The 24,947-nt window shown below is 67.9% G+C and carries 15 protein-coding genes; 9 read left to right on the top strand and 6 right to left on the bottom strand.

Translation table 11 applies throughout. The features are described 5' to 3' along the window. Window positions 1–54 precede the first annotated feature (54 nt). Window positions 55–1,164: an FAD-dependent oxidoreductase gene (locus DFR29_RS00170; RefSeq protein WP_133816534.1), complete on the top strand. Its 1,110-nt coding sequence runs from the start codon at window positions 55–57 to the stop codon at window positions 1,162–1,164. 9 nt (window positions 1,165–1,173) lie between these two features. On the opposite strand, the gene DFR29_RS00165 is transcribed toward DFR29_RS00170, so the two are convergent. Next, window positions 1,174–3,000 (bottom strand): peptide MFS transporter, encoded by a 1,827-nt coding sequence (locus DFR29_RS00165; protein ID WP_133816533.1) that lies wholly within the window; start codon window positions 2,998–3,000, stop codon window positions 1,174–1,176. 128 nt (window positions 3,001–3,128) lie between these two features. Between DFR29_RS00165 and DFR29_RS00160 the strand changes: the two genes are divergently transcribed. From DFR29_RS00160 to DFR29_RS00140, 5 genes are all read left to right on the top strand, one after another. After that, window positions 3,129–3,800 carry a hypothetical protein gene (locus DFR29_RS00160; RefSeq protein ID WP_243745914.1) on the top strand — a complete coding sequence of 224 codons (672 nt, stop codon included), beginning with the start codon at window positions 3,129–3,131 and terminating at the stop codon, window positions 3,798–3,800. A gap of 219 nt (window positions 3,801–4,019) precedes the next feature. Then, entirely contained in the window at window positions 4,020–4,661 is a 642-nt protein-coding gene (locus DFR29_RS00155; RefSeq protein ID WP_133816532.1) for a hypothetical protein, read from the top strand. Between the two features lie 13 nt (window positions 4,662–4,674). Next, complete coding sequence (locus tag DFR29_RS00150; RefSeq protein WP_133816531.1) at window positions 4,675–5,949, top strand: OmpA family protein; 1,275 nt, start codon at window positions 4,675–4,677, stop codon at window positions 5,947–5,949. A 278-nt stretch (window positions 5,950–6,227) separates the two neighbouring features. After that, window positions 6,228–8,159 carry an OPT family oligopeptide transporter gene (locus DFR29_RS00145; RefSeq protein WP_133816530.1) on the top strand — a complete coding sequence of 644 codons (1,932 nt, stop codon included), beginning with the start codon at window positions 6,228–6,230 and terminating at the stop codon, window positions 8,157–8,159. 70 nt (window positions 8,160–8,229) lie between these two features. Beyond that, window positions 8,230–10,350: a S9 family peptidase gene (locus DFR29_RS00140; protein WP_133816529.1), complete on the top strand. Its 2,121-nt coding sequence runs from the start codon at window positions 8,230–8,232 to the stop codon at window positions 10,348–10,350. A gap of 128 nt (window positions 10,351–10,478) precedes the next feature. Here DFR29_RS00140 and DFR29_RS00135 read toward each other — a convergent pair whose 3' ends face one another. Continuing rightward, a complete protein-coding gene (locus DFR29_RS00135) occupies window positions 10,479–11,624 on the bottom strand; it encodes a glycerophosphodiester phosphodiesterase family protein (RefSeq protein ID WP_133816528.1) in 1,146 nt (381 codons plus the stop codon). Window positions 11,625–11,880: 256 nt separating this feature from the next. Here DFR29_RS00135 and DFR29_RS00130 point away from each other — a divergent pair, with 256 nt between their 5' ends. Next, window positions 11,881–13,542 carry a DUF11 domain-containing protein gene (locus DFR29_RS00130; protein ID WP_133816527.1) on the top strand — a complete coding sequence of 554 codons (1,662 nt, stop codon included), beginning with the start codon at window positions 11,881–11,883 and terminating at the stop codon, window positions 13,540–13,542. Window positions 13,543–13,644: 102 nt separating this feature from the next. Here DFR29_RS00130 and thrC read toward each other — a convergent pair whose 3' ends face one another. The 4 genes from thrC to DFR29_RS00110 all read right to left on the bottom strand — a co-directional run bounded on the left by thrC (window position 13,645) and on the right by DFR29_RS00110 (window position 19,877). Continuing rightward, a complete protein-coding gene (gene thrC, locus DFR29_RS00125) occupies window positions 13,645–14,958 on the bottom strand; it encodes a threonine synthase (protein WP_133816526.1) in 1,314 nt (437 codons plus the stop codon). Continuing rightward, window positions 14,955–15,878 (bottom strand): homoserine kinase, encoded by a 924-nt coding sequence (locus DFR29_RS00120; RefSeq protein ID WP_133816525.1) that lies wholly within the window; start codon window positions 15,876–15,878, stop codon window positions 14,955–14,957. Before DFR29_RS00120 ends, thrC begins: the two co-directional genes overlap by 4 nt. Next, window positions 15,875–18,397, bottom strand: coding sequence for a bifunctional aspartate kinase/homoserine dehydrogenase I (gene thrA / locus DFR29_RS00115; protein ID WP_133816524.1), 2,523 nt, complete (start codon window positions 18,395–18,397; stop codon window positions 15,875–15,877). Before thrA ends, DFR29_RS00120 begins: the two co-directional genes overlap by 4 nt. Window positions 18,398–18,785: 388 nt before the next feature. Further along, complete coding sequence (locus DFR29_RS00110; protein WP_166653777.1) at window positions 18,786–19,877, bottom strand: ribonuclease D; 1,092 nt, start codon at window positions 19,875–19,877, stop codon at window positions 18,786–18,788. Window positions 19,878–19,971: 94 nt separating this feature from the next. Here DFR29_RS00110 and DFR29_RS00105 point away from each other — a divergent pair, with 94 nt between their 5' ends. Continuing rightward, window positions 19,972–21,876 carry a formylglycine-generating enzyme family protein gene (locus DFR29_RS00105; RefSeq protein WP_133816522.1) on the top strand — a complete coding sequence of 635 codons (1,905 nt, stop codon included), beginning with the start codon at window positions 19,972–19,974 and terminating at the stop codon, window positions 21,874–21,876. 209 nt (window positions 21,877–22,085) lie between these two features. Further along, window positions 22,086–24,923 carry a ligand-binding sensor domain-containing diguanylate cyclase gene (locus DFR29_RS00100; protein ID WP_133816521.1) on the top strand — a complete coding sequence of 946 codons (2,838 nt, stop codon included), beginning with the start codon at window positions 22,086–22,088 and terminating at the stop codon, window positions 24,921–24,923. Window positions 24,924–24,947: the final 24 nt, after the last annotated feature.

Here is a 24,947-nt window from a genome sequence, read left to right as displayed (position 1 = left end):
CACGGGGCGACTGTACTTTGCGAAAAGTTTCTCTCGCAAGGACGCGCCAACCGCATGATTCCTTCCACCGCCATCGTTGTCGGCGCCGGTATTGTCGGCCTGGCCCTGGCCAAGGCCCTGGCCGAACGCGGCTGCCGCGTCGTTGTCTTCGAGCGGCACGAGCGTGCCGTCGGCGCCTCGCTGCGCAGCCCGGGCGCGCTGTGGCTGCTGGGCGAGGCGAACGGACGTTTGCTGGAACTGGCGCGGCGTTCGCGCCGGGCCTGGCAGGAGTTCTGCGAGGCGGCTGATGTCTGGTACGAATCCAGCGGCTGCCTGGTGCCGGCCTACAGCGACGACGAAATGGCCTTGCTGCAGGAGTTCTGCGCCGCCAGCGGACAGCAGCGCGACTGCCAGCTGCTCAATCCGGCGCAGACGCGCGAACGCTGCGCACAGGTGCAGCCGCGTGGACTGCGCGGCGCGCTGTGGAGTGGCGAGGAAGCGGTGCTGGACCCGCGCGTCGCCCTGCGCCAGCTGCCGCTGTGGCTGGCCGACCGCCTCGACGTGGAATTCCGCTGGAAGCATGCGGTCACGCGCGTGGCACACCCGTATGTCTGGAGTGGCGGCCGCCGCCACGCCGCCGATGCGATCTATCTGGCCGGCGGGGCGGATCTGCCGGCCTTGTATCCACAGCTGTTTGCCGAAGGGCGCCTGTCGCTGCTGCGCCGCCAGGTCGTGCGCCTGGCGGCCCAGCCCGACGGTTTCCGCCTGGGCTGCCAGTTGCACGGCGTGGCGGGGCTGGCCGCCTGGCCGGCGTTTGCGGCCTTGCCGGCGGCGCAGCGCCTGGCCGAGCGCGCGCAGGCCGACAGCGCGGAATGCGGCCCTGACGATTTGCTGCTGCTGCAGAACGGCAGCGGCGAAATTCTTGCCAGCCATGCACTGAGTGCCGCGCCTGCCGCAGCCACTGGCGACAGCCTGCAGGCGACGCCGCTGTTCGACGCGCTGCGCCGCCTGACGTTGCTGCCGGACTGCCGCATCGCCCAGTCCTGGCAGACCGTACATGCATGCAGTGCCGGCGATTTCGCCATCCAGCCCGAAGCCGGCGTCAGCATCGTGGCTGCGCCGGCCGGCCCGGGCCTCAGCCTCGCTTTCGGCCTGGCCGAGGAAGTGGCGGCTGCCTCGGCGTAGCCGGCGGGCTCAGCGCACGCCGTGCATGAGCCGGCGCAGCAGCGGTGCAGCGACCAGCGCCAGCAGGCCGCAGGCCACACCGATGATCAGCATTACCAGGAACAGGTGGGCATAGCTGGCGCCGGCGTCGACGAAGGACAGCGTCTCGCCCTCGGGTATTTCTATCGCCGCCAGCTTGCCGAACTGCGCCGCCAGCGTCTCGGAGAACGCCGTGGCCAGAAACCAGGTGCCCATCATCAGGCTGACCACGCGCGGCACCGACAGCTGGCTGACCGCCGACAGTCCGACCGGAGAAAGGCACATTTCTCCAAGTTCCAGAATGAAATAAGCCAATACCAGCCACCATACACTGGCCTGCACACCGGTGGCGCCTGCATGCTGCGCGGCCCATAGCAGCGGCAGGAACGACAGTCCGCCCAGCAGCAGGCCGACGGCCGATTTCACCGGTTTGGACGGATCGGCGCCGCGCCGGTCCAGCCAGCCCCATAACCCGCTGAACAGCGGCGCCAGCAGCACCAGGAACAGCGCACCCAGATAGGTCAGCGAGCCCGCCGTCTGCGGCAGCACCACGCAATCGCGCAGCAGCAACAGCAGCGTGACGACGACGACAAGGCCGAACAGGTACTGCGGCGCGCGCGAAGCCGCATCGCGGTCGGACAGGCGCGCGGCAACGACGAACGCCGCCGGTGCCAGCAGCAGCGCCACCAGCGACCAGGGCGCGGTGCGCACGAACAGGCTCAGGTTGGCGCCCCAGTCGTTGCCCCAGACCAGCTCCGGCGTCGGCTGTACCAGCGCGGGCAGCACGTCCTTGGTCAGCAGCCGGTCGGTGAACGTGACCCAGGAGCCGTAGGTCTGCTCGTACAGGGTGAAGAACACCAGGCACATGAAGATCATCGCCATCAGCGCCAGCATCTGGTCGCGCTGGATCCTGGTGCATTGCGTGGCGAGGAACCAGACAAACCAGACCAGTACGCCGAGCATCATCAGCAGCATCAGCGCCAGCGCCGGCGAGATCACGCCGCCCAGGGAAAACGCGCCATTGGCCACAGCCCACATCAGTCCGGCCACTGGCAGCAGCCCGGCCACGGCGGTCAGGTAGATCAGCCATTCCCGCGGCAGCAGGCCGACACGCTCGCGCAGCCGTTCCGGCGCGGGCGGCTCGGCGTGGCCGCGCAGGTATTTCTGGCCCCAGAGAAACTGCAGCAGCCCCAGCAGCATGCCGATGCCGGCGATGCCGAAGCCGTAGCTCCAGCCCAGGGTCTGGCCGAGATAGCCGCAGATGATCGAGGCCAGCAGCGAACCGAAGTTGATGCCGGCATAGAACAGGGCAAAACCCGAGTCGCGGCGTGGATCGTCCGGCGCATACAGCTTGCCGACGATGGTGGAAATATTCGGCTTGAGAAAGCCGACGCCCATGATGATCAGCGATAGCGAGAAATAGAAGGCGAGCAGTGCACCGCTGTCGCGCTGCATCACGCCGTCGACCAGGCGTGCCTCGTGGCCTTCGATGGCCATGCCGGCGTGGCCCAGCACCAGCAGCAGGCCGCCGAACACCACCGCCTTGCGCATGCCCAGCCAGCGGTCGGCCAGCATGCCGCCGATGACCGGCAGGCAGTAGACCAGGCCGCCGTAGGCGCCCAGTACGTCCAGGCCGACCTTGTCGCCGAACTTGTGGTGCTGCAGCAGGTACAGCAGCAGCAGGGCCTTCATGCCGTAGAAAGAGAATCGCTCCCACATCTCGGTGAAGAAGCAGACGTAGACGCCTTTCGGATGGCCGAGGAAATTGTCGCTGGCCGGCAGGCTGGCCTGCGGAGTGGAGATCGCTGCAGAGGACATTGCGGGGCCGGCTGGTACTGGGGCGCGGAGTATATCGGCCGCGCCAGGGCGCCGCGCCGCAACGGCGCGGGCCGGCAACAACGCGGGCCGGGTTTGCCCGCTGCGGGCCGAAACGCTACCGTGCGCGGATGCCCAATTCCTCCTTGCGTTGCAGCGCCGCACTGGCGCTGGTCCTGCTGTCGTCCGCCTGTGGTCTGGTCCACGGCAGCCAATCCGTCCTCGTTGCCACGGCCGACGAAACGCGCACTGCCGCGTCGCCGCCGGGCGAGTTCCTGCAGCAACTGCGCGCGCTGTGCGGCAAGGCCTTCGCCGGCCGCGTGGTGGCCGATACGCCGGCCAGCACCGACAATCCGTTCGCCGGCAAGAAGCTGGTCATGCATGTGCGCGACTGCGCTGCCGGCGAGGTGCGCATTCCATTCCATGTCGGCGACGACCATTCGCGTACCTGGGTATTCACCGCCGACGCCAAGACCAGCCAGTTGCGCCTCAAGCACGATCACCGTCACGCCGACGGCAGCGCTGATGCGATGACCGGGTATGGCGGCGACAGCCGCGCCGGCGCGGTTGCGCGGAGCGCCGCCGGCTGGCGCTATGAATTTCCTGCCGATGCCGAATCGCAGCAGCTGTTCCGGCGCCTGGACCGGGCCGTCTCGATAACCAATGTCTGGGCCGTCGAACTCGATGCGAAGCGCTTCGTCTACGAACTGGCCCGGCCGAACCGGCTGTTCCGCGTCGAGTTCGACCTGGCCCGGCCGCAACCGCTGCCGCCGGCAGCGTGGGGCGCTGCCGCGACCAGGTAGCTGCGGCCGGCGCGGCGACAGTGCAGGGTGTTACTATTTATACATTAATGGTTAGTATCCTCCGGGCTCTCGACGGACCAGTTTGCCATCGGCCGGCGTATGGCGGCCGGTAGCGCTTTCCACACTGCGTTGTATGTAAATTATTTACCGTACGCATAGGCAGGCCGGCAGGCGGGTGAAATACTCGGCGCGCATCCAGTCCAAACCGGAGAATGTGCAATGAGCCTGTTCGCTTGCTGCTTCTGGTGGTTCGTACTCGGCCTGTTGCTGGGATGGTTGTTGAATTGGCTGCTGTCGCGCTGGTTGCGCAAGGATCCGCCGGCGCCTGCCGCGGCATTCGACAGCACCAGCCGGCGCTCGCAGGGCGCCTACACGCCGCCGGATGAAACACCGCGGGCTTCTTCCGCCCCGGTCGATCTCTATTCGTCCGAAGTGAAGTCCGAAACGCCGCGGGTCTACTCCTCGGGGATCGACCTGCCTCTGCCGGCAGCGCAGGCTGCCGCAGCGCGCGTGTTTACGGTGACTACCGACCCGGCGGCGGCAATTCCCATCGATCTGTCCGCGGCGCGACTGTCCGGCTTCGTGCTCAAGCACGCGGACGATCTGACCATCGTCGAAGGCATAGGGCCCAAGATCAACGAGCTGCTGCTCGGTGCAGGCGTCGTCACGTTTGCGCAGCTGTCCCGGCGCAGTGTCGACGAGCTGCGCGCCATCCTCGACAGCGGTGGGCCGAATTTCAAGATCGCCAATCCGGGCAACTGGGCGCAGCAGGCCGGGCTGGCGGCGGCAAACCGCTGGAGCGAACTGCGCACCCTGCAGGATCGCCTGAACGCCGGCGTCGAGCCGACCGACAACGACTGAGGCGGAGACTGCCATGAGCCAGGTCATCGATTGGCCGCGCTATACGCGCTGGACATGGGGCATCGCGTTGCTGCTGGTGCTGCTGCTGTTGGGTCTGTGGCTGGGCGGGCGCTGTCCGCTGGCCACGCCCGGCTGCTGCGGCGCGGCACCGGCCGGCGCTGCCGCGGCAAGCGCGCAGCTCGGCTTCAGTATGGAAAACGGGAAATTGGTACTGACCGGTGCGCTGCCGCAGCAGGCCGCCAAGGAGCGCCTGCTGCAGTCCGTCGCCGCCGTGGTGGTCACGGACGGCACGAGAGACCGGCTGCGCGTCGATGCTGCCGCGGGCGCCAGCCCCTGCGCGGCCAGGGCGGCCGACATTGCGGTCCAGCTGAGCCAGTCCGGCGCTCTTGCCGTCGTCTGCGAAGGCGGTACCGTGCGCCTGCGCGGTGATGTCGACAGCGAGGCGACGCGGCGAAGGCTGGGCGACTGGGCGGTAAGCCTGTTCGGCACTTCGGCCAGTGTCGTCAATGAACTGCACGTCGTCGTGCCTGCTCTCGCCCCTGCCGCTGTGCCGGCGGCAGCGACGGCGGCGCCCTTCGGCCTGCTGCTGCAGCAGGGCAAATGGCGGGTTACCGGCGCAGTGCCCGACCAGGACAGCCGCGAGCGTGTGCTTGGCGCCTTGCGCGGCACCTTCGGCAGCAGCGCCCTGGTCGACGAACTGCAGCTGCGGCCTGGCGCCCTGCTCGGTCCCTGCGCCGCGCGCCTGGACGGCTTGCTGGCGTGGTTGCGCAAAGCTGCCGGCGTCGGCCTGACCTGCGAGGCCGGCAGCGTGACGCTGAGCGGCGAAGTGGCCAGCGAAGAACAGCGCAGCGCCCATCTGCGCTGGCTGCGCGACTACTTCGGTGCCGATACGGCCATCGTCGACCAGCTGCGTGTCGTGGCCGCCGTAGTGCCGGCCAGCAAGGCCGAAGAAGTGAAGTGCGCGGATCGCATGGGCGCGATGGTGACCTTCCACACCGGCTCTGCCCAGATCGACGAAACCGGTCACCAGCTGCTCGATGCCGTTGCCGCCTGTTTCCAGCAGAGCGTCTACGAGATATCCGGCCATACCGACAGCGTCGCCAGCGACGACATCAACAACCCCCTGTCGCAACAGCGCGCCGACGCCGTGCGCAACTATCTGATCGGCAAAGGCGTACCCGCCGACAACCTGGTCGCCCGCGGCTATGGCTCGTACCGGCCCATCGCCGACAACGACAGCGAGGAGGGCAGGGCGCGCAACCGGCGTATCGAGTTCCAGAAAATGTAGGGGTGGAATAGGTTACAAAAACCAACCCGGCCTTGGCCGGGTTGGTTTGTGGTGGCAGCGGCGGCCGTCACCACGTCCCGTTCCGGCCCGCCACACCTGCCGCTGTACGCAAACGCAGCTATGCCCGATGCGTCTCTCGACCGGCTGCGCGACCGCGCATCGGCAGCAACAACCATGACTTCCGGACTATCCGCACCCGGGTACGCGCAGACCCCGACCCCCGGTTATGCTTGGCGCCCCCCGCCCAGTCGTGCGGGTGTCTATCTCCCGGAGTCCGCATGAGTACACCTGCAGTTCCGCAGCTGACTGTCCGCGCCGTCTTGCTGTCCGTGGTGCTGGCAATGATCCTCGCTGCCGCCAATACCTATCTGGGCCTGTTCGCCGGCCTGACCATCGCCACGGCCATTCCCGCCGCGGTCATTTCCATGGGCGTGCTGCGGGTACTGGGCGGCGGCACCATCCTGGAAAACAATATCGTGCAGACCGGCGCCTCGGCTGGTTCGTCCATCGCCGCCGGCGTCATCTTCACCATTCCGGCGCTGATCATCCTCAACTACTGGCAGGACTTCCGCTATTCCTGGGTGCTGGCCATCGCCGGCCTCGGCGGCCTGCTCGGCGTGCTGTTCTCGGTGCCGCTGCGTCGCTCCATGATCGTCGACGATCCGCTGCCCTTCCCCGAAGGCAAGGCCGCGGCGGAAGTACTCAAGGCCGGCGAGAACCCCGGCCCGGGCCTGAAGATCCTCGGCATTTCCTCGGTGCTGGGCGCCGTGGTCAAGCTGATGGCGGAGAGCGGCCTGCGCATGATTCCGGACAATGCCTCGGGCGCCGGCTTCTTCGGCAAATTCCTCGGCTATATGGGTACCGGCCTGTCGCCGGCCCTGCTCGGCGTGGGCTATATCGTCGGCCTGAATATCGGCATCGTGGTGCTGTCGGGCAGCGTGCTGTCGTACAACATCGCCATTCCGCTGTACCACGCGTTCGCGCAGTCCTTCGATCCGGCCCTCGCGTCGCAGCTGGCCGGCCTTGGCGCCGCCGAGGCGGCTGGTCTGATCCGCGCCGAGAAAGTGCGCTACCTCGGCGTCGGCGCCATGCTGATCGGCGGAATGTGGACCCTGTTCTCGCTGCGCAAGTCGCTGGTGTCGGGCATCCGCAGCGGCATCGCCGCAGCGCGCAAGGGCAGCGATGCCAACGTGCCCGAGACCGAGCGCGACCTGCCGATGAAGTGGATGCTCATCGCCCTGGTGATCTTCGTACTGCCGCTGCTGCTGCTGTACCAGGCCATCGTCGGCAACTGGGCGGTGAGCATTCCGATGGCCATCATCATGGTGGTGGCGGGCTTCCTGTTCGTGTCGGTGTCGGGCTACCTGGCCGGCCTGGTCGGTTCCAGCAACAACCCGGTGTCGGGCATCACCATCGCCACCATCCTGTTCGCCTCGGTGGTGCTGATGCTGCTGCTGGGTAGCGACTCGCCGATCGGTGCGGTGGCCGCCATCATGATCGGCGCGGTGGTCTGCTGCGCGGCCGCGGTCGGCGGCGACAACCTGCAGGATCTCAAGGCCGGCTACCTGGTTGGCGCCACGCCGTGGAAGCAGCAGGTGATGCTGGCGATCGGCGCCCTGTCCTGCGCGCTGGTGATGGCGCCGGTGCTGAACCTGCTCGCCACGGCCTACGGCATTGGCCCGGCCACGCCGGAACACCCGAACTCCCTCAACGCGCCACAGGCCACCCTGATGGCGTCGGTGGCCAAGGGCCTGTTCGGCGGCAAGCTGCCCTGGGAAATGATCATTGCCGGTGCCGTGATCGGCGCGGTCGTGATCGCACTGGACGAATGGCTGAAGGCGCGCAAGTCCACCTTCCGCGTGCCGGTGCTGGCCGCGGCGATCGGCATCTACCTGCCGCTGGAACTGATGGTGCCCATCTTCCTCGGTGGCGTGCTGTCGTACCTCGTCGAGCGCCGCTTCAAGGTGCCGGCGCACGACGAGGCTGCGCGCGACCGCGTACACCGCCCCGGCACGCTGTTTGCCGCCGGACTGATCACCGGCGAGGCGCTGATGGGTATCGCCATCGCCGTGCCCATCGTGGTCAGCGAGCGCGCCGATGTGCTGGCCCTGCCGACGCCGTTCCATCTGGGCCAGTTTGCCGGCCTGATCGTGCTGGCGCTGATCGGCTGGCTGCTGTATCGCGCGGCGGTCAAGAACCAGAACACCTGAGCAAGGCCGTTGCGGCGATTGCCGCAACGGTTATTTTGCCTTGTTGTCCACACTTTCCACGGATGCACGCATGAAACTTTCCGCTTCGCTTTCCTTCGCGCTGCTGGCGGCGCTGGCCCTGCCCGCCGCCGCCGACCGCGGCCTCAGCGTCAACGATCTGGTCAATCTCGAGCGCGTGTCCGATCCGCAGCTTTCGCCGGACGGCCGCTATGTTGCCTACCAGGTGCGCGAAACCGATTTCGCCGCCAACAAGGGCGTCAACGGCCTGTGGCTGCTCAAGCTCGACGGCAAATCATCGCCGCAGCGCCTGACCGACGCCGCTGCCAGCAGCGCCGGCCCGCGCTGGGCACCGGATGGCCGCAGCATCTACTACACCGCCGCACAGGACGGCGTGGCCCAGCTCTGGCGCGTCGATGTGGCACCGGCCCTGGCCGGCGGCGGCAAGGATGCCGACAAGTCGGTGATGCGCGATGCGTTCGAGGCCAAGCCGCAGCCGGCGGTGGTGTCCAGCGGCCTGCCCATCGACATCGGCGCGTTCAAGCTGTCGCCCGATGGCAGGAAGGTGCTGCTGGCGTTGGACGTGTTCACCGACTGTCCGGACATCAACTGCACCAAGCAGCGCCTGGACGCCACCGCGGCGAGCAAGGTCAGCGGCCAGCTCTACGACAAGCTGTTCGTGCGTCACTGGGATACCTGGGCCGACGGCCGCCGCAGCCAGCTGTTCCTCGGCGAGATCGGCGCCGACGGCGCGCTGCAGCCGCGCCTGAAGCTGATGTCCCGCGGCATCGACGGCGACGTGCCGTCCAAGCCGTTCGGCGACGACTCCGAATTCGCTTTCTCGCCGGATGGCAAGACCGTTTATTTCGGCGCGCGCATCGCCGGCAAGAGCGAACCCTGGTCGACCAATTTCGACCTGTACGCCGTGCCGGCCGATGCCTCGTCGGCACCGCGCAACCTGACCGCGGCCAACCCGGCCTGGGATGCCAATCCGCTGCCCTCGGCCGACGGCAAGACCCTGTACTACCTGGCGATGAAGCGCCCCGGCTTCGAAGCCGACCGTTTCGGCCTGATGGCACTGGATCTGGCCAGCGGCAACAGCCGCGAAATCAATCCGGGCTGGGACCGCTCGGCTGGCTCGATCAAGCTGTCCGCCGACGGCAAGACCATGTTCGCGGTAGCCGACGACAACGGCCAGCATCCGTTGTTCGGCATCGACCTGGCCAGCGGCAAGGCGCGCCTGATTGCCGGCGACGGCCATATCAACGGCTACGACGTGGCCGGCACCACCCTGGTCTTCGGCCGCGACACCTTGCAGTCGCCCAGCCAGCTGTTCCTCGGCAGCAGCAAGGGCGGCAAGACGCGCCAGCTCACCGGCAACAATGCGGACAAGCTCAAGGGCATCGTCTTCGGCGAGCCGGAATTCTTCGATTTTCCGGGCTGGAACAACGAGCGCGTGCAGGGCTATGTGGTCAAACCGTGGAATTATGAACAAGGCAAGAAATATCCAGTCGCCTTCCTGATCCACGGCGGCCCGCAGGGCGCCTACGGTAACGACTTCCACTACCGCTGGAATCCGCAGACTTACGCCGGCCTTGGCTTCGCCGTGGTGACGGTGAATTTCCACGGTTCCACCGGCTACGGCCAGGCCTTCACCGATTCGATCTCGGGCGACTGGGGCGGCAAGCCGCTGGAAGACCTGCAGAAGGGCTGGGCCGCGGCGCTGGCCAAGTACAGCTTCCTCGATGGCGAGCGCGCCTGCGCACTGGGCGCCTCGTACGGCGGCTACATGATCAACTGGATCGCCGGCAACTGGCAGCAGCCGTGGAAGTGCCTGGTCAACCACGACGGCGTGTTCGACACGCGCATGATGGGCTATTCCACCGAAGAGCTGTGGTTCAGCGAGTGGGAAAACGGCGGCACGCCGTACGACAAGCCGGAAAACTACGAGAAATTCAATCCGGTCAACCATGTGGCGAAGTGGAAGGTTCCCATGCTGGTGATCCAGGGCGGCATCGACTTCCGCATTCCGCTGGAACAGAGCCTGGGCGCCTTCACCGCGCTGCAGCGCCGCGGCATCGACAGCCAGTTGCTGCATTTCCCCAACGAAAACCACTGGGTGCTCAAGCCGCAGAACAGCGTGAAGTGGCACGAGACGGTCAACGCCTGGCTGCAGCGCTGGACCGCAAAATAGCAGCGAGACGCAGGTCGGGGCGAGCCGTCAGGCGAGCCCCGGCAGCGCGGTATTGCCGCATCGCAGCGTTGCCAGTGGCAGTTCGGTGCGCCGCACTGTCTGAGACCTCGCGGCGCACTTCGCGTTGCTTATCGCGCTCTGCGTGCATCGCGGGCGGCAACGCCGCGATCGGGAAAGTCGGTGAAGAAGCCATCGATGCCGGCAGCCAGCAGCAGGCTGATTTCCTGCTCCATGCTAAGGCTGGATCCGTCCTGCGCCGTCGCAAGGAACGCCGGTTCTGCACGCAGGGTATACGTATGTACCTTTAGTCCTGCCGCATGCGCGTGTGCAATCAGCGGGTGCACTGCGTCGCTCAACCGCGCCGGTGCCGCGCCGGTCGCTGTTTGCCGCAGCAGCAGATTGTCCTTCCAGGGCGCGACGCCATACGCGTAGCGCTGCCGCATCCAGCCCAGCACGCCGGGTGTTGTCAATTCGCCGTACGACACGGCACCGCTGCCCAGTCCGGGTAGCGCGGCACGCAGTCCCGGATACAGCGCATCCAGGTCGTCACCCCGGGCCTGATGCCAGCGCAGGTCGTAGGGCAGGGCGAAATCGCGGTTCTGCGCCGTGACCGCGCCTGTGTCGCCGAACAGTTGCATCAGGCGCAGTTCGACGCCGGTGGCGGGCAGTATCGAATCGTGCAGCTCGATCAGGTTGGCCAGCTCGAACGACTGCACGTACACGCGTTGCGTGTCGGTAAATCCGCTGCGTACGAGTTCGTCAACCAGCAGCCGTCCCAGCGAACGCGCGATCGGCGTGCCGTCGAGATAGCGGCCTTCGTGGGCGAAATAGGTCGGATGCTTGGTTTCCGGATAGATTGCCACTGGCCGGCCTGCCTTGGCTGCCAGCGCAATGACTTCGGCAAAGCTGGGAATGACGAATTCGCCGTCGTAACGCGTATTGCCGCTGCGCAGCTGCGGCAGGCGTTCGCGCGCGCGCAGCGTGCGAATTTCTGCAAACGTGAAATCTTCCGCAAACCAGCCTTCGATGTCTTCGCCATCGACGCGCTTGCGCGTGCGCCGGCCGGCAAATTCCGCATGCGCTGCCACGTCGGTAGTGCCGCCGATCTCGTTTTCGTGGCGGCAGATCAATACGCCGTCGCGCGTGACGACGAGATCGGGCTCGATCACGTCGGCGCCCTGCTCGATGGCCAGGGCGTAGCTGGCCAGCGTGTGCTCGGGCCGGTAGCCGCTGGCGCCGCGATGGCCGATGACGAGGGGCAATTCGTACTGCATGACGGTTTCCGCAGGCTGCTTCGACGCTGTGCCGGCGCAGGCTGCAACCAGCAGCAGGATAAAAGCAGCAAGAACGCTGTCGCGCAAGCTGCGACAGCGCGGCGCACCGGACAAGCTGTCCGGTCGCAGGCGAAACACAGTGGACAAGTCCGGGATACGCATGGGCGCGGACTTTCGCAAACTGCGATGGCGACAGTGTGACGCCCGACCTGCGGCCTGCTGTCGCTTCCCAGGACCCCGATCGCTAGGAGCGACCATGTACTACACCATTCCCTCCATCTACCTGCCGCCCGTCGCCAGGACTGTTGCCGCCATTCTGCTTGCCCTGTGCGGCAGCGGTGCGGTGCAGGCGCTGGGCACCCCCGGTGCCGCCAGCGGCCCGGCGCTGCGGCACAACCTTTTCGTTTCCGGCAAACAGCACCAGGCCTCCATCGCCTCCGACGCCGACGGCAACGCGGTCAGCGTCTGGTATAGCTCGCCCGCTGTGGGCAGTCCCGTGGTCACGCCCTACGGCTTGCGCGCGCGCCTGCTCGACAGCGCCGGTACCCCGCTGGGCGACGAGATCGTCGTCAACAGCACGCCGACTGCCGGCTCCTCGTTCTATCCCGAAGTGGCCATGGACCAGGGCGGCAATTTCACCGTGGTCTGGTCTGCGCTGGGCACGCAAATGGGAAGTCTCTCTCATGTATATCGGCGTCGCTTCGACAGCCTCGGCAATCCGCTGGAATTGCAGCTACAGCTCGATATCGGCTCGCCCACAGAAGGCGCCAGCCCTGCCATCGCCATGACGCCGGCCGGCGCCGCGGTGGTGGTCTGGAAGAACTACCTGCCCACGGGCGTTGAAATCCGTGCGCGCCGTTTCGACAGCGCAGGCGTGGCGCAAGGCACGGATTTTGTCGTAGCTACGCCGGGCAGCAATGCCATGAGTCCCGAACTGCGCGTGGCCCTCGACGACAGCGGCAACTTCACCGTGGTATGGACGCAGGACGTCGCCGACGGCGCCGGGCAGGACGTCTATCGCCGCCGATTCAGCGCCGCCGGCACCGCGCTCGGACCGGCGCTGCGCACGCTGGCCAGCGGCAGCCAGAGCGAGGCCGATATCGGCATGGACGCCGCCGGCAACAGCGTTGTCGTCTGTAACTCGCTGGTCTCGCGCAACAACTCGCGCATCCTGGGCCGGCGCTACGATGCGGCCGGCAATGCGGTCGGCGGCGAATTCATTCTGGCCTACCAGCAATTGCATCCCGCCTATGAAGCGATGAATCCGGCGGTTGCCATGGTGCGCAGCAGCGGCGAATTCAGCGTGGCCTGGAACCGGCGCAACAACACCGTCTACCTGCGCCGCTATGCGGCCAGCGGCACCGCGCTGGGCGACGAGACGGCGGTCCCCGGCGGTGGCCTTGGCCTGACCGAGCCGCGCATTGCCAGTGACTACGACGGCGATATCAGCCTGGTCTGGCGCGATGACGAATCGAGCTATGCCCAGGACTACGGCGTGATGGGGCGGCGCATTGCCGGTTTCGCCAGTGTCGATCTGGCGGCGCAGCTGTCGGCCGCGCTGGTGAGCGGCAGCAGTCCGGCGGCGATCGACTACCAGGTCAGCGTCGCCAACCTGCAGGCGCCGGCCAGCTATGCCGGTGCGCGCACTGCGACCGGTGTCGTCGCCGTGCTGACGCCACCGGCCGGCAGCGTGGTGCTGCAGGCCTCCGGCAATCGCTGGTATTGCGATACGGCGCAGCAGAATCCGCGTTGTACCTATCTGGCGGAAATTCCGGCCGGCGGCAGCAGCGATGCCTTGCAGGTGCGTGTCGGTGGCGCGGGCAGCGGCAACGTACAGGCCAGCGTGCAGGTGTCGGGCAACCAGTACGATGCAGCGGCGGGCAACGACAGCAACAGCGTGACGCTGCCGGTTCCCTGAGGCGACCTGCGGCGAGAGCGGTCCGATGACCTCTGCCCCGGCTTGCCGGGGCAGAGGGCTTGCAGCGATGCCGCGCGCCAGTACGGCGCAATATGTGCAGCATTATGGAAAAATAATTTCCTGAAGTTGCTGCAGCTGCGCAGAAAAGTCCGCATAGTCCGGCGCCAGCGGCTGCGCCCTTGCCGGCCGTTGCAGCAGTCCGGCCAGCGCGGGCGGTATTTCGACGGCGCGTCCGATCAGCGGCTCGACGATGCTCTCGAACTTGGCCGGATGTGCAGTCGCGACCACGCACCAGTCGCCGTCGGCACCGTCGCGGCGCAGGTCTTCCAGCAGCTTGACGGCAGTCGCCGTATGCGGACAGAACACTTCGCCGTGGTCGCGATAGCGCCGCTGTATCGTCTCGCTGATGGCGGCGTCGTCCACGCTGGCGGCCACGAAGGCGCCGCGCAGTTCCGCGGCATCGGGATACAGCCAGCGCAAGCGTTCGAAGTTGCTCGGTGCGCCCACGTCCATGGCATTGGCCAGGGTGGCGATGCTGGCTCGCGGTGTGTAGTCGGCGCCGGAGAAGAACTGCGGCAGCACGTCGTTGGCATTGCTGGCCAGTACGATGCGGCCCAGCGGCAGGCCCACGGCACGGGCCAGCACGGCAGCAAAGGCATTGCCCAGGTTGCCGGTGGGAATCACCCAGTTCAGCACGCGGGCGTGCCGGCGCCAATGCGCCAGCGAGGCTGCAGCGTAGTAGCTCATCTGCGGCAGCAGCCGGCCCAGGCTGATGCTGTTGGCGGAACTCAGCGGTACCTGCTTCTGCAGGCTGGCATCGTTGAGCGCCTGCTTGACCAGGGACTGGCAGTCGTCGAACGAACCGGAAACCTTGTAACTGTGGATATTGTCGCCAAAGCAGCCGAGCTGGTGGGCCTGGCGCGGCGAGACGCGGCCGTCGGGATACAGCACGGCGACGCGCAGGCCCGGCTGGCGATGAAACGCCGCGGCCACGGCGGCACCGGTATCGCCCGAGGTAGCGACGACAATGGTCAGCGGCCGCGTAGCGGCGCGCTGCAGCCGGCTCAGGCAGGCGGCAAGGAAACGCGCGCCGAAATCCTTGAATGCGGCGGTCGGGCCGTGGATCAGCTCCAGCACGTAGTCCTGCGGCGTGGCCAGTGCATTCAGCGGTGCCGGGAAATCGAAGGCTTCGGTACAGATCGCAGCCAGTTCGCCCTGCAGCGGATCGCCGGCAAAGAAGGGCTGCAGCAGGCGCGTGGCGATCTGTGCCAGCGTGTCGCAGCCGTCGAAATCGGCAATGTCCAGGGCCGGCAGCTGCTGCGGCACATACAGGCCGCCGTCGGGCGCAAGGCCGGCGGCAATGGCGGCGCTCAGGCCGGTCGGCGGCGTGCTGCCGCGGGTGCTGACGAACTTCATGCGATGACCTCGGCCGCAGGACCGGCCACCGGAGAAATGAACACGTCGCTGGCAAAGCCCGCCGCGGCGAAAGCCGCCTGCATCGCCGCTGCTGCGGCCGTGGCGGCGGCGGGATGTTCGAACCAGGCAAATACGCTGGGACCGGCGCCGGAAATGCTCGCGCCCATCGCATCGTGCGCCAGCGCGGCCTGCTTGACCGCGGCAAAACCCTGGATCAGCGGCGCGCGGCGCGGCTCCACCAGTACGTCGTTGAGGCCGGCCCGTACCAGCGCCGCATCGCCGCGCCAGCAGCCGGCCAGTACCAGGGCAAGGTTGGCGCTTTGCTGCACGAACTCCTTCAGTTCGTAGCTGCCCTGCAGGGCGGCGCGGGCGCGGCGGGTTTCCAGCACGGCGTCGGGGTGTACCAGTACACAAGTCCATTCGGCCGGAACCGGGATCGGCACCACCTGTTGCGCCGTGGCCAGCACCACGCCGCCGAGCAGCATGGGACCGACATTGTCGCCATGGCGGCCGCCGCTGGCGACGGCCTCGCCGGTGATGGCATGCGTATACAATGCCGTGCGCGGCAGCGGCTGGTCGAGCAGGGCGTTTGCCGCAACCAGCGCCGCGACACACGATGCCGCCGAACCGCCCATGCCCGAGCCCAGCGGTATGCCTTTGTCGAGTTCGATCTCGAAACCATAGGGCAGGGCCAGCGCTTCGCGCAGCGCAATCAGTGCTGCGCCGGCGGTGTTCGCCGCGGCTTGCAGCGGCAGGTCTACTGTGTTGCCGCGGATCGCCGCGATGCGCACTTCCGGCGCGGCGATGCGGCGCACCGTGGCACGGTCGCCGGCGCCGGCGATGGAATGGCCGAGAATGTCGAAACCCACGCCGATGTTGCCGACCGAAGCCGGCGAGAAAGCCGTCGCTGCGCGATTCATCCGATGCGTGCTCCCAGCGCCGCGGCCACGCGCAGCAGATCGGCGAATACGCCGGCGGCGGTCACTTCCGGCCCGGCGCCCGGACCTTGCACCACCAGCGGATTGTTGCAATAGCGCCGAGTGGAGAATTGCACGATGTTGTCGGTTTCGCGCAGGTGGGCGAAGGCGTGCTCGCGTCCCAGTTCGACCAGGCCGACGCGGGCGCGGCCGTCCCGGTCGAGACTCGCGACATAGCGCAACACCTTGCCGGCGGCCGCGGCGGCGGCGTGGCGGCCGGCGAAATGCGCATCCAGCTCGTCCAGGCGCTGCATGAACTCGTCCGGTGCGGCACTGCGCAGGGATGCAGGCACCAGGCTTTCCACGTCCACCTCGCCCAGCGACAGCTCGCGTCCGGCTTCGCGGGCGAGGATCACCAGTTTTCGCGCCACGTCGGTACCGGACAGGTCGTCGCGCGGATCGGGCTCGGTATAGCCCAGGCCGTGCGCTTCGCGCACCAGTGCCGAGAACGCGGTACTGCCGTCATAGCGGTTGAACAGCCAGGCCAGGGTGCCGGAGAAGATGCCTTCGACCGCGACCAGATCGTCGCCGGTATCGAGCAGGTCGCGCAGCGTGCCGACGACCGGCAGGCCGGCGCCGACGGTGGCTTCGTAGCGGAAGCGCGCACCGCTCGCCGCGGCGGCGCTGCGGATGGCGCGATAGCGTTCTATGGCGCCGGCACCGGCCTGCTTGTTCGGCGTGATCACATGGATGCCGGCGGCGAGCCAGTCCGCATAGCGCTCGGCCACGCGGTCGCTGGCGCTGCAGTCGATGATTACTGTATGCGGCAGGTGGGCTGCCTGCAGATGGTGGGTGAATGCATCCAGGTCGGCGTCGAGTTCGGCCTGCTCCAGACGCTGCTGCCAGTTCTGCGTCGTGCCGCGGTCGTCCAGCCACATGCGGTTGCGCGAGGCGACGGCGCGCAGGCGCAGGTCCAGATTGGTATCGCGCTTGAGGCGTGCCTGCGCCGCATGCAGCTGCTCCAGCAGCGCGCTGCCGACCTTGCCCGGGCCGATCACGCCGAGGGAAATCGTCTGTGCCGACAGCCAGAAGCTGGAATGTGCCGCGCGCAACGCCTTGTCCGCATCGGCACTGGCGATAGCGACGGAAATATTGCGTTCCGACGCGCCCTGGGCGATGGCGCGGATATTCACCTGTGCCCGCGCCAGCGAGGCAAACAGCCTGGCGGCCACGCCGGGCGTGCCGGCCATGCCGTCGCCGACTGCGGCCAGTACACTGATGTCGTGGATCAGCTGCACGTTCTGCACCTGGGCATTGGCCAGTTCCCGCGCGAATGCCGCCTGCAGCGCACGCCGGCCGATTTCCGCTTCGGCTTCACGCACCACGCAGCAGATCGAGTGTTCGGACGAACCCTGCGAAATCATCACCACCGAAACACGTGCGTCGCGCAGGGCGGCAAACACGCGTTCGGCCGTGCCGGGCACGCCGATCATGCCGGCGCCTTCGAGGTTGAGCAGGGCCAGCTCCGGCGACAGGGTCAGGCCCTTGACCGGGCCGGCGCTGTCGCCGACCGACGCAATGCGCGTGCCCGGGTGCTCCGGGCGGAAACTGTTGCGTATCAGGATGGGCAGGTTGCGGCTGATCGCTGGCGTCATGGTCTGCGGGTGGACGACCTTGGCGCCGAAATAGGCCAGTTCGCAGGCTTCGTGGTAGGACAGCGCCGCCAGCGGCACCGCTTCGGGCACCAGGCGCGGATCGGCCGACAGCACGCCGTCGACGTCGGTCCATATATGTAATTCTTGCGCGTTGAACAAAGCGGCAAAAATGGCGCCGGAATAGTCGCTGCCGTTGCGCCCCAGCGTGGTGATGCGGTTGGCGCCGTCGCGGGCGACAAAGCCGGTGATGATCACGCGCCGGGCCGGGTTGGCTTCGCGCCAGCGCGCCAGGCGTGCCGCGCTGGTATCCCAGTCCACCGCGACGCCGAGTTCGCCGTGGCTGACGACCAATACCTCGCGTGCGTCGAGCTTGGCCACGTCTTCGCCCAGCGCGTGCATATGTTCGCTGAGCAGGTGGGCGGAAAAGACTTCGCCCAGGCCTTGCACGCGTTCCAGCGCTTCGCGCGTCGGCGTGCCCAGTACCGACAAGGCGTGCAGCAGTTCGGCGAGTTCCTCGAACTGGGCGAACAGCCAGGCCTGGGCGGCTTGTGGTGCGGACGCGAGCAGATCGGCCGCGGCATCCAGGTGGCGCTGGCGCAGGGCCTGCCAGGGTGTACGCCAGTCTTTGCCGTCGGCGGCGCCATGGGCCAGCGCAATGAGTGCGTCGGTGACGCCTTTCATGGCCGAGACGACGGTAGCTTGGATCGCCTCGGGGCGCTTGCACAGCAGGTCCGCGACGTGGCGATAGCGCTCGGCATTGGCTACGGACGTGCCGCCGAACTTGTGCGCGACGACGCGCAACGGCGCCGTATCGCTGGCCGCCGCGGCGGCCTGGGGTTGTTGCAGTTGCATAGCGGACGAACTCATGCAGCCTCCGTTGAGGCCCGCCGTCGTCCGGATGGGGAAGTACCCGCATCCTGATTCAGGTGCGGGCCGGTGCGTGATTGAACCTATTCGCGCACGACTCGCCGCACCACGATAGTGGTGGACGTAGTAATCATGCTACCGCCGCGGCGGCAAATATCGGCGCTCATGGTCCGAGTGGAACGGAAAGCGCGGCGGCGTGTCAAGGCATATGGGGATGAGGTTTGGGTATGGCGATGGCAGGGCTCATGCCTGGCTCTCGGCCTGTTTCTCGAGCCTTGCTTGCGCCATTTCCCAAGAATGCATCTCGTGCGACTTCTCGATACTGCAGCGCAGGCGAATTCTCTCGAACGTATCGCACTATTCCCCGCACGGAACGATAACCGCCTCATCACCCCTCGACCTTCCCCATCAACGCCTCGAACAGAATCCCCTTGCGCCAGCCTTCCAGCGCTTCGGGCCATTCGCGGTCGAACACCAGGGCTTCCAGATGGCGCCGCGCACAGAGCAGGCCTTCGGGTACGTTCAGTTGCGTGGCAATTGCGACCACCGATTCCTTCATCGCCCCGATGACGCGTTTCTGCGCCGGCGTCGGCAGGGGGAAAATAGGTGCAAATTCCATTTCTTCCTCTTGCAACGGATCTTGCAATACCTGCAGCAGTTCGTCGCGCTGGGCACCGCGCAGGGCACGCAGGCCTTTGGCGCGGGCGAACAGCTCGTCGCTGCCATGCGGCGGGTTCAGCACGAACTCGGCGATATGCGCGTCGTCGAGCAGCCAGGGGCGAGGCTTGTCGATGCGCCGGGCTGCCTCTTCGCGCCACAGCAGTACCCGGCGCAGCAGCGCCTGTTTCTGCCGTGGCCATTCCGCGGCGCTCTTGAAGCCGCGCTGCGGCTGCGGATCGCCGTCGCGGCTGCGCGCCTTGGCCAGCAGGCGCTGGCAGTCTTCCGCATGCCAGTCGCGCCGGCCCAGTTCGGCCAGGCGTGCATCCAGTTGCTGATGCAGGGCGGCCAGGTGGACGACGTCCTGCGCGGCATAGTCCAGCTGTTCGGCGCTCAGCGGGCGGCGCAGCCAGTCGGAGCGTGTTTCTGCTTTGGGCAGGTCGACGCCGGTCAGCGCCGCGACCAGTTTCTGGTAACTCAGGCCTGCGCCCAGGCCGGTGATGGCTGCGGCGATCTGGGTGTCGAACAGCTGGCCCAGCCCCTGCGGCACGGCAACGGCCAGGGCTTCCAGGTCTTCGCTGGCGCTGTGCATGACGCAGATCGTGGCCGCATCGGCCAGGCGTGGTGCCAGCGCGGCCAGGCCGCCCAGGGCGAGCGGATCGAGCAGGGCGATTTCGCCGGCCAGGTTGACCTGCACAAGAGCCAGACGGGGGTAGAAGGTATCGATGCGCATGAACTCGGTATCGAGTCCGATCACGCGGGTGTCGGGATGCCGGGCCAGCAGTGTGGCGGCGGCTTCAGGCTGCGCGATCCAGTGGTGCACGCAAAACTCCATTCGGGGCGTGCAGTGCACGCGGTTGTCAGGCAGAACGCGTTAGCCTAAGGTCAGTCGTCCCTGCTGTCACACAATCGCGCGCATGGCTGGTCCCGAAAACGTCCGCAAGCAGACCACCTGGGGTGGAGCAGCGGGCATTGCCCTGCTGGGATTCGCCCTGGTCTATCGCTTCTTTCCGGACGTGATCCACGTCTCGCCGGGCGTGCGCCCGACCAGCGTGCCCCTGCATACCGGTGCGCCGCCGCCGCCGATCGATGTGCGCGCCAATGCCATGCCGGTGGTCGAATTCGGCCCGCCGCGCGAAATGGCCGCGATCGAAGGGCCGCCGGCGCCGGAAGTGCCGGCGACGGCGAATATCGCCGCCCTGCTCAAGCAGGCTGACAAGGCCCTGGCCGACGGCCAGCTGTTCGAACCGGCCGAGGGCAGCGCGCTGCTGCTGTATCAGCGGGTGCTGGACGAGGAAAAGAGCAATCGCCGCGCGCGTGCCGGCCGCCTGGCCGCGCAGGACGGCCTGGCCGGCATGATCGGCGCCGCGCTGGACCAGGGCGACAGCGCCGAGGCCGAGCGCGTGGTCGCCGCGCTGGACAAGCTGCCGCACGACGCCGAACGCTTCGCCGAACTGCGCGAGCGGGTCAAGCTGGCGCGCACGCTGGAGCCCTTGCTGGCGAATGCGGCCGAGCTGCTCAAGCAGGGCCGCGGTCTTGAGCCTGCCGGGTCCAGCGCACTGGACGTATACCGGCGCGTGCGCGAGCTGGATCCGGACAACAGGCTGGCCCAGCAAGGCCTGGAACAGATCCAGCGCGGCGTGCTCGATCGCGCCCTGGCCGCGGTGGCCAAGGACGATTTTGCCGCTGCCGATACGGTGCTGGCCGAAGCGGCCACGCTGGCGCCGGGTTCGCAGCAGCTGCTGGACACGCGTTCGCGCATCGAAGGCATGCGCCGGCAGCGCGCGGAAACCGTGCTGGCGCAGGCGCAGTCGGCGCTGGATTCGGGCAGTGCCGACCTGGCCGAGCGCCTGGCCCAGCAAGCCCAGCGCATCAGCCCCGACCTGCCCGGCGTGGATGAATTCTCCGACCGGCTCAACAATGCCCGCGTCTACGCCAGCATGCATCCTGGGCAGGCCATCGAAGATCCGTTCCTCGACCGCGCCGGCAGTGCGCCGGGATTGCTGGTCGTGCCGACCGGCACGTTTCTGATGGGTTCGCCCGACAGCGAGGAAGGCCACCGCGGCGCCGAAGGCCCGCAGCGCGAAGTGGCCATTGCCAGCGGCTTTGCCCTGGGCCGCAGCGAGGTGAGCGTCGGCCAGTTCCGCGAATTCATCCGCGCCTCGGGCTACAAGACCACGGCGGAAAGCGAGGGCGCGTCGAGCATCTACGACGAGGCCTCCGGTCGGATGGTCGACGGCCGTGGCGTGACCTGGCAGGACGACTATCGCGGCCGCCGCGCCGCCGACAACCTGCCTGTCGTGCATGTCAGCTGGAGCGATGCGACGGCCTACCTGGCCTGGCTCAGCGAGCGCACCGGCAAGAATTACCGCCTGCCCTCGGAAGCCGAGTTCGAATACGCCATGCGCGCGGGCTCGACCACGCGCTTTGCCTGGGGCGACGGCGATCCGCAGCGCGTGATCGGAAATTTCACCGGTGCTGGCGACCGCTCGCCGGCCCACCGCACCTGGCGCAAGGCCTTCCCGCGCTACGCCGACGACCACTGGGGGCCGGCGCCAGTGCAGAGTTTCCCGGCCAATCCGCTGGGCCTGTTCGACCTCGAAGGCAATGTGTCGGAATGGGTCGAGGACTGCTGGCACGACACCTATATCCGCGCGCCGCGGGACAGCCGCGCCTGGGTCAACCCGGGTTGCGAGCGGCATGTGGTGCGCGGCGGCTCCTGGGGCAGCGATCCGGACCAGGTGCGTTCGGCCTTCCGCCTGTCCGCGCTGACCGTGACCCGCAGCGGCCGCGTCGGCTTCCGCGTCGCCCGCGACCTGTAGCACCCTACGGACCAAGCGCCGCGGCGCAGGCGCGCTGAGCAACACGAATTGCGCCGTCCGGCTGGCAATCCCTGCGAAAGCCGCAAGGCTGCCGCTGCATCCAGGCCCAGGCTAGGCACCTGCCCCGACGATGCGTTCGCTACCTCTTCTGCGCTATACCCTGTCCATGCGCGCCGCCGCTGCGGCGGCACGGGACAGGGGAGTCGCACATGGGACTGCGCCTGACGCGCTGGCTGGTCTTGGCGGTGCTGTGGCTGTGCGCCGTGCCGGCCATCGCGGCAACGCCGGCGATGACGCGCTTCCGGCCCGACCTGGATGTTTTCCCGCAGTACTTCTCCGTCGCGCGCAGCGCCGACGGCCTGCTGTATGTCGGCGGTATCGGTGCGGTGCTGCGCTTCGACGGCGTGCGCTGGGAAGCGTTCGCGCTGCCGCGGCCCGGCGCCGTGCGTGCGCTCTGGCGCGACAGGCGCGGCCGGCTCTGGTACGGCGCCAGCGACAGTTTCGGCTGGATCGAGCGCACTGACGACGGCGGCGAGCGTTTCGTCGACGTCGCCGGCGCATTCGCCGACCCGGTCGGCGCACAGGGCTTCGATGACATCTGGGATGTGCTGGAGCGCGACGACGGCATGTATTTCCGCGCCCTGCGCTGGCTTTTCCAGGTCGATGCGGACGGTCGCCGCGTACAGGTCTGGCATGCACCCGACCGCTTCGGCGGCATTGCCGAGCATGCGGGCGAGCTGATCGTGAACTGGCGTGGCGAAGGCCTCAAGCGCCGCGTCGGCGACCATTTCGAACGGCTGCCCGGCGGTGCAGAATTTGCCCAGCAGCCGGCGTTCAACCTGATTTCGCTGGGCGAGCAGGGTCTGCTGGTGCACGACCAGACACCGCGCCTGGTGCTGCTGAAGGACGGAAGGCTGCACCCCGTGCTGGCCGGCGACGAAGTGGCACACTTCCACGACGCCCAGGCGCTGGACGCGCGCCATGCCGCCTTCGGCAGCGACGACGGAGTTTTGCGCATTGTGGACATTGCCGACGGCAGCCTGCTGCGGGTGCGTACCGGCAACGGTTTCCAGAACAGCCTGCAGCGCGACCGCGACGGCGCCGTGCTGATCGTCGACGACACGGGCGTGGTGCGGCTGCCTTGGCCGGTGGCCTGGCGGCAATACAGCCAGGAAGACGGCATCAACGGCGCCGTGCACGATGTGCAGCTGGTTCAGGGCGAGCTGCGCGTGCAGTCGGCCGCAGGCGAGGCAGTGGCGCCCTGGGACGAAAGCGGTGCACGAGGCGCGTTTTCCCTGCAGCGCTCCAGTCGCGGCGAAGCCTGGGCCCTGTTCGTCGACGGTGCTACGCGCATTCTTGCCGGCACCTACGGCCTGCGCCATCTGGACGGCAGCGGCGCGGCAGTAGGGCCGGACGATCTGTACCCGCGCCGCATCGAGCGTTCGCCATTCGATCCCGGCCGCGTCTGGATCGGTGCCGAGTCAGGTTTTGCCTTATTGCAAAAAGGGACTTCCGGCTGGCAGCTGGCCGCACGGCATACCGACCTGCGCGCGCGGGTCATGAGCCTGGTCGAGACCGCGCCAGGCGAACTGTGGCTGGGCAGCGAAGACCATGGTCTGCTGCGCGCCCGCATCGCCGCCGATCCGGCGCAGCCGCCGCAACTGCAGCGTTTCGACGGGCAGCTTGGTGTTGCCGCCAGCGACGAAGTCATCGTCAGCCGCCTGGAGGGCGCGCTGTATGCCAGTGCTCGCAGCGGTCTTTTCCGCTGGAACGGCCAGCGTTTCGTCGCGGCGCAAGCCGACGGCCTGGCGGCGCTGCTGCCGGCGGGAGAGGCTGTGCGCCTGCGCGACGGCGCCCATGGCGAGGCCTGGGCCTGGAGTTTTCGCGTTGTATACAAACGCGATGCGGCGCGGCGCTGGCGGCGCGTCGATGCAGTCGACCTGTCGCGCGGCGCCGTGGATACCTTGTATCCGCTGCCCGACGGCGACGTGATCGTCGGCAGCGCCGGCCGGCTGCTGCACTACGACGCGGCCGCGGCGAGTACCACGGAAAGCCTGCCGGCGCTGCGCCTGGCCGCGGTACGGCTGCAGCCGCGGCAAGGCGCTGCGGCGTCCTTGCCGTTGCAGCAGCCGGCGCAACTGGATTACGGCGCCGGCAGCCTGCTGTTTCGCCTGGGCATGATCGACCTGGCGCGTACGCTGCCGCCGCAGTTCCAGGTGCGTGTGGCAGGGCTGGATGCGAACTGGTCCGACTGGAGCCCGCGCGCTGAATTCAGCTATGCGCAGATTCCACCCGGCGAGTATCGCTTCGAGGCGCGCGCGCGCCTGGCCGACGGCCAGCTGTTCGATGCGCCGGCCTTCGCCGTGCATATCGCGCCGCGCTGGTATCAGCGCGGCAGCGTGCAGGCGCTGGCCGGCCTGCTGCTGCTGGCGCTGCTGGGCTTTGCCGCCAGCTATACCTTGCGCGCGCGCATCCGCCGCCTGGATGCACGCAACCGCAGCTTGCACGCGCTGGTGCGCGCGCATACGGCCGAGCTGGAAACCGCGAATACCCAACTGCGCGACCTGGCCGAACGCGACGGGCTTACCCAGGTGGCCAACCGGCGCCGCTTCGACAGCCTGCTGGCCGCCGCGCTGTCGGCGTCGGTGCAGACCGGCCGGCCAGTGGCCGTGCTGCTGATCGATGTGGATCACTTCAAGGCCTATAACGATAGCCACGGGCATCTGGCCGGTGACGAGGTGCTCAAGAGCGTGGCCGCGGCCTTGAGCCGCGGCGTGCGGGAAAACACCGTGGTGGCACGCTACGGCGGCGAAGAGTTTGCCCTGGTCGTGCCGCAGTGCGACCCAGCGGCGGCGCTGGAACTGGGCCGCCGCCTGTGTGCGCTGGTGGCCGAAGCCTGCGCCGGCGTCACGGTCAGCATCGGCGTTGCCGCCACCGTGCCCGCGGCCACCGATGCACTCGACCTGCTGCTGGCCCGCGCCGATGCGGCGCTGTACCGCGCCAAGCGCAACGGGCGCAACCGGGTCGAGGCGTTCGAGGCGGCGTAAGCCTGTCCTGCCTCAAGTACACTG

The sequence above is a fragment of the Tahibacter aquaticus genome, from assembly GCF_004363655.1.
In the GTDB taxonomy this organism is placed as follows: Bacteria; Pseudomonadota; Gammaproteobacteria; order Xanthomonadales; family Rhodanobacteraceae; genus Tahibacter; species Tahibacter aquaticus.
Note: the sequence above shows the minus strand (reverse complement) of the source record. Positions and strands in the feature narration are given on the sequence as shown.

Coding starts and splice junctions, on each gene's coding strand:
- DFR29_RS00170 (WP_133816534.1), top strand. CDS start 55: ATGATTCCTTCCACCGCCATCGTTGTCGGCGCCGGTATTGTCGGCCTG.
- DFR29_RS00165 (WP_133816533.1), bottom strand. CDS start 3,000: ATGTCCTCTGCAGCGATCTCCACTCCGCAGGCCAGCCTGCCGGCCAGC.
- DFR29_RS00160 (WP_243745914.1), top strand. CDS start 3,129: ATGCCCAATTCCTCCTTGCGTTGCAGCGCCGCACTGGCGCTGGTCCTG.
- DFR29_RS00155 (WP_133816532.1), top strand. CDS start 4,020: ATGAGCCTGTTCGCTTGCTGCTTCTGGTGGTTCGTACTCGGCCTGTTG.
- DFR29_RS00150 (WP_133816531.1), top strand. CDS start 4,675: ATGAGCCAGGTCATCGATTGGCCGCGCTATACGCGCTGGACATGGGGC.
- DFR29_RS00145 (WP_133816530.1), top strand. CDS start 6,228: ATGAGTACACCTGCAGTTCCGCAGCTGACTGTCCGCGCCGTCTTGCTG.
- DFR29_RS00140 (WP_133816529.1), top strand. CDS start 8,230: ATGAAACTTTCCGCTTCGCTTTCCTTCGCGCTGCTGGCGGCGCTGGCC.
- DFR29_RS00135 (WP_133816528.1), bottom strand. CDS start 11,624: ATGCAGTACGAATTGCCCCTCGTCATCGGCCATCGCGGCGCCAGCGGC.
- DFR29_RS00130 (WP_133816527.1), top strand. CDS start 11,881: ATGTACTACACCATTCCCTCCATCTACCTGCCGCCCGTCGCCAGGACT.
- thrC (WP_133816526.1), bottom strand. CDS start 14,958: ATGAAGTTCGTCAGCACCCGCGGCAGCACGCCGCCGACCGGCCTGAGC.
- DFR29_RS00120 (WP_133816525.1), bottom strand. CDS start 15,878: ATGAATCGCGCAGCGACGGCTTTCTCGCCGGCTTCGGTCGGCAACATC.
- thrA (WP_133816524.1), bottom strand. CDS start 18,397: ATGAGTTCGTCCGCTATGCAACTGCAACAACCCCAGGCCGCCGCGGCG.
- DFR29_RS00105 (WP_133816522.1), top strand. CDS start 19,972: ATGGCTGGTCCCGAAAACGTCCGCAAGCAGACCACCTGGGGTGGAGCA.
- DFR29_RS00100 (WP_133816521.1), top strand. CDS start 22,086: ATGGGACTGCGCCTGACGCGCTGGCTGGTCTTGGCGGTGCTGTGGCTG.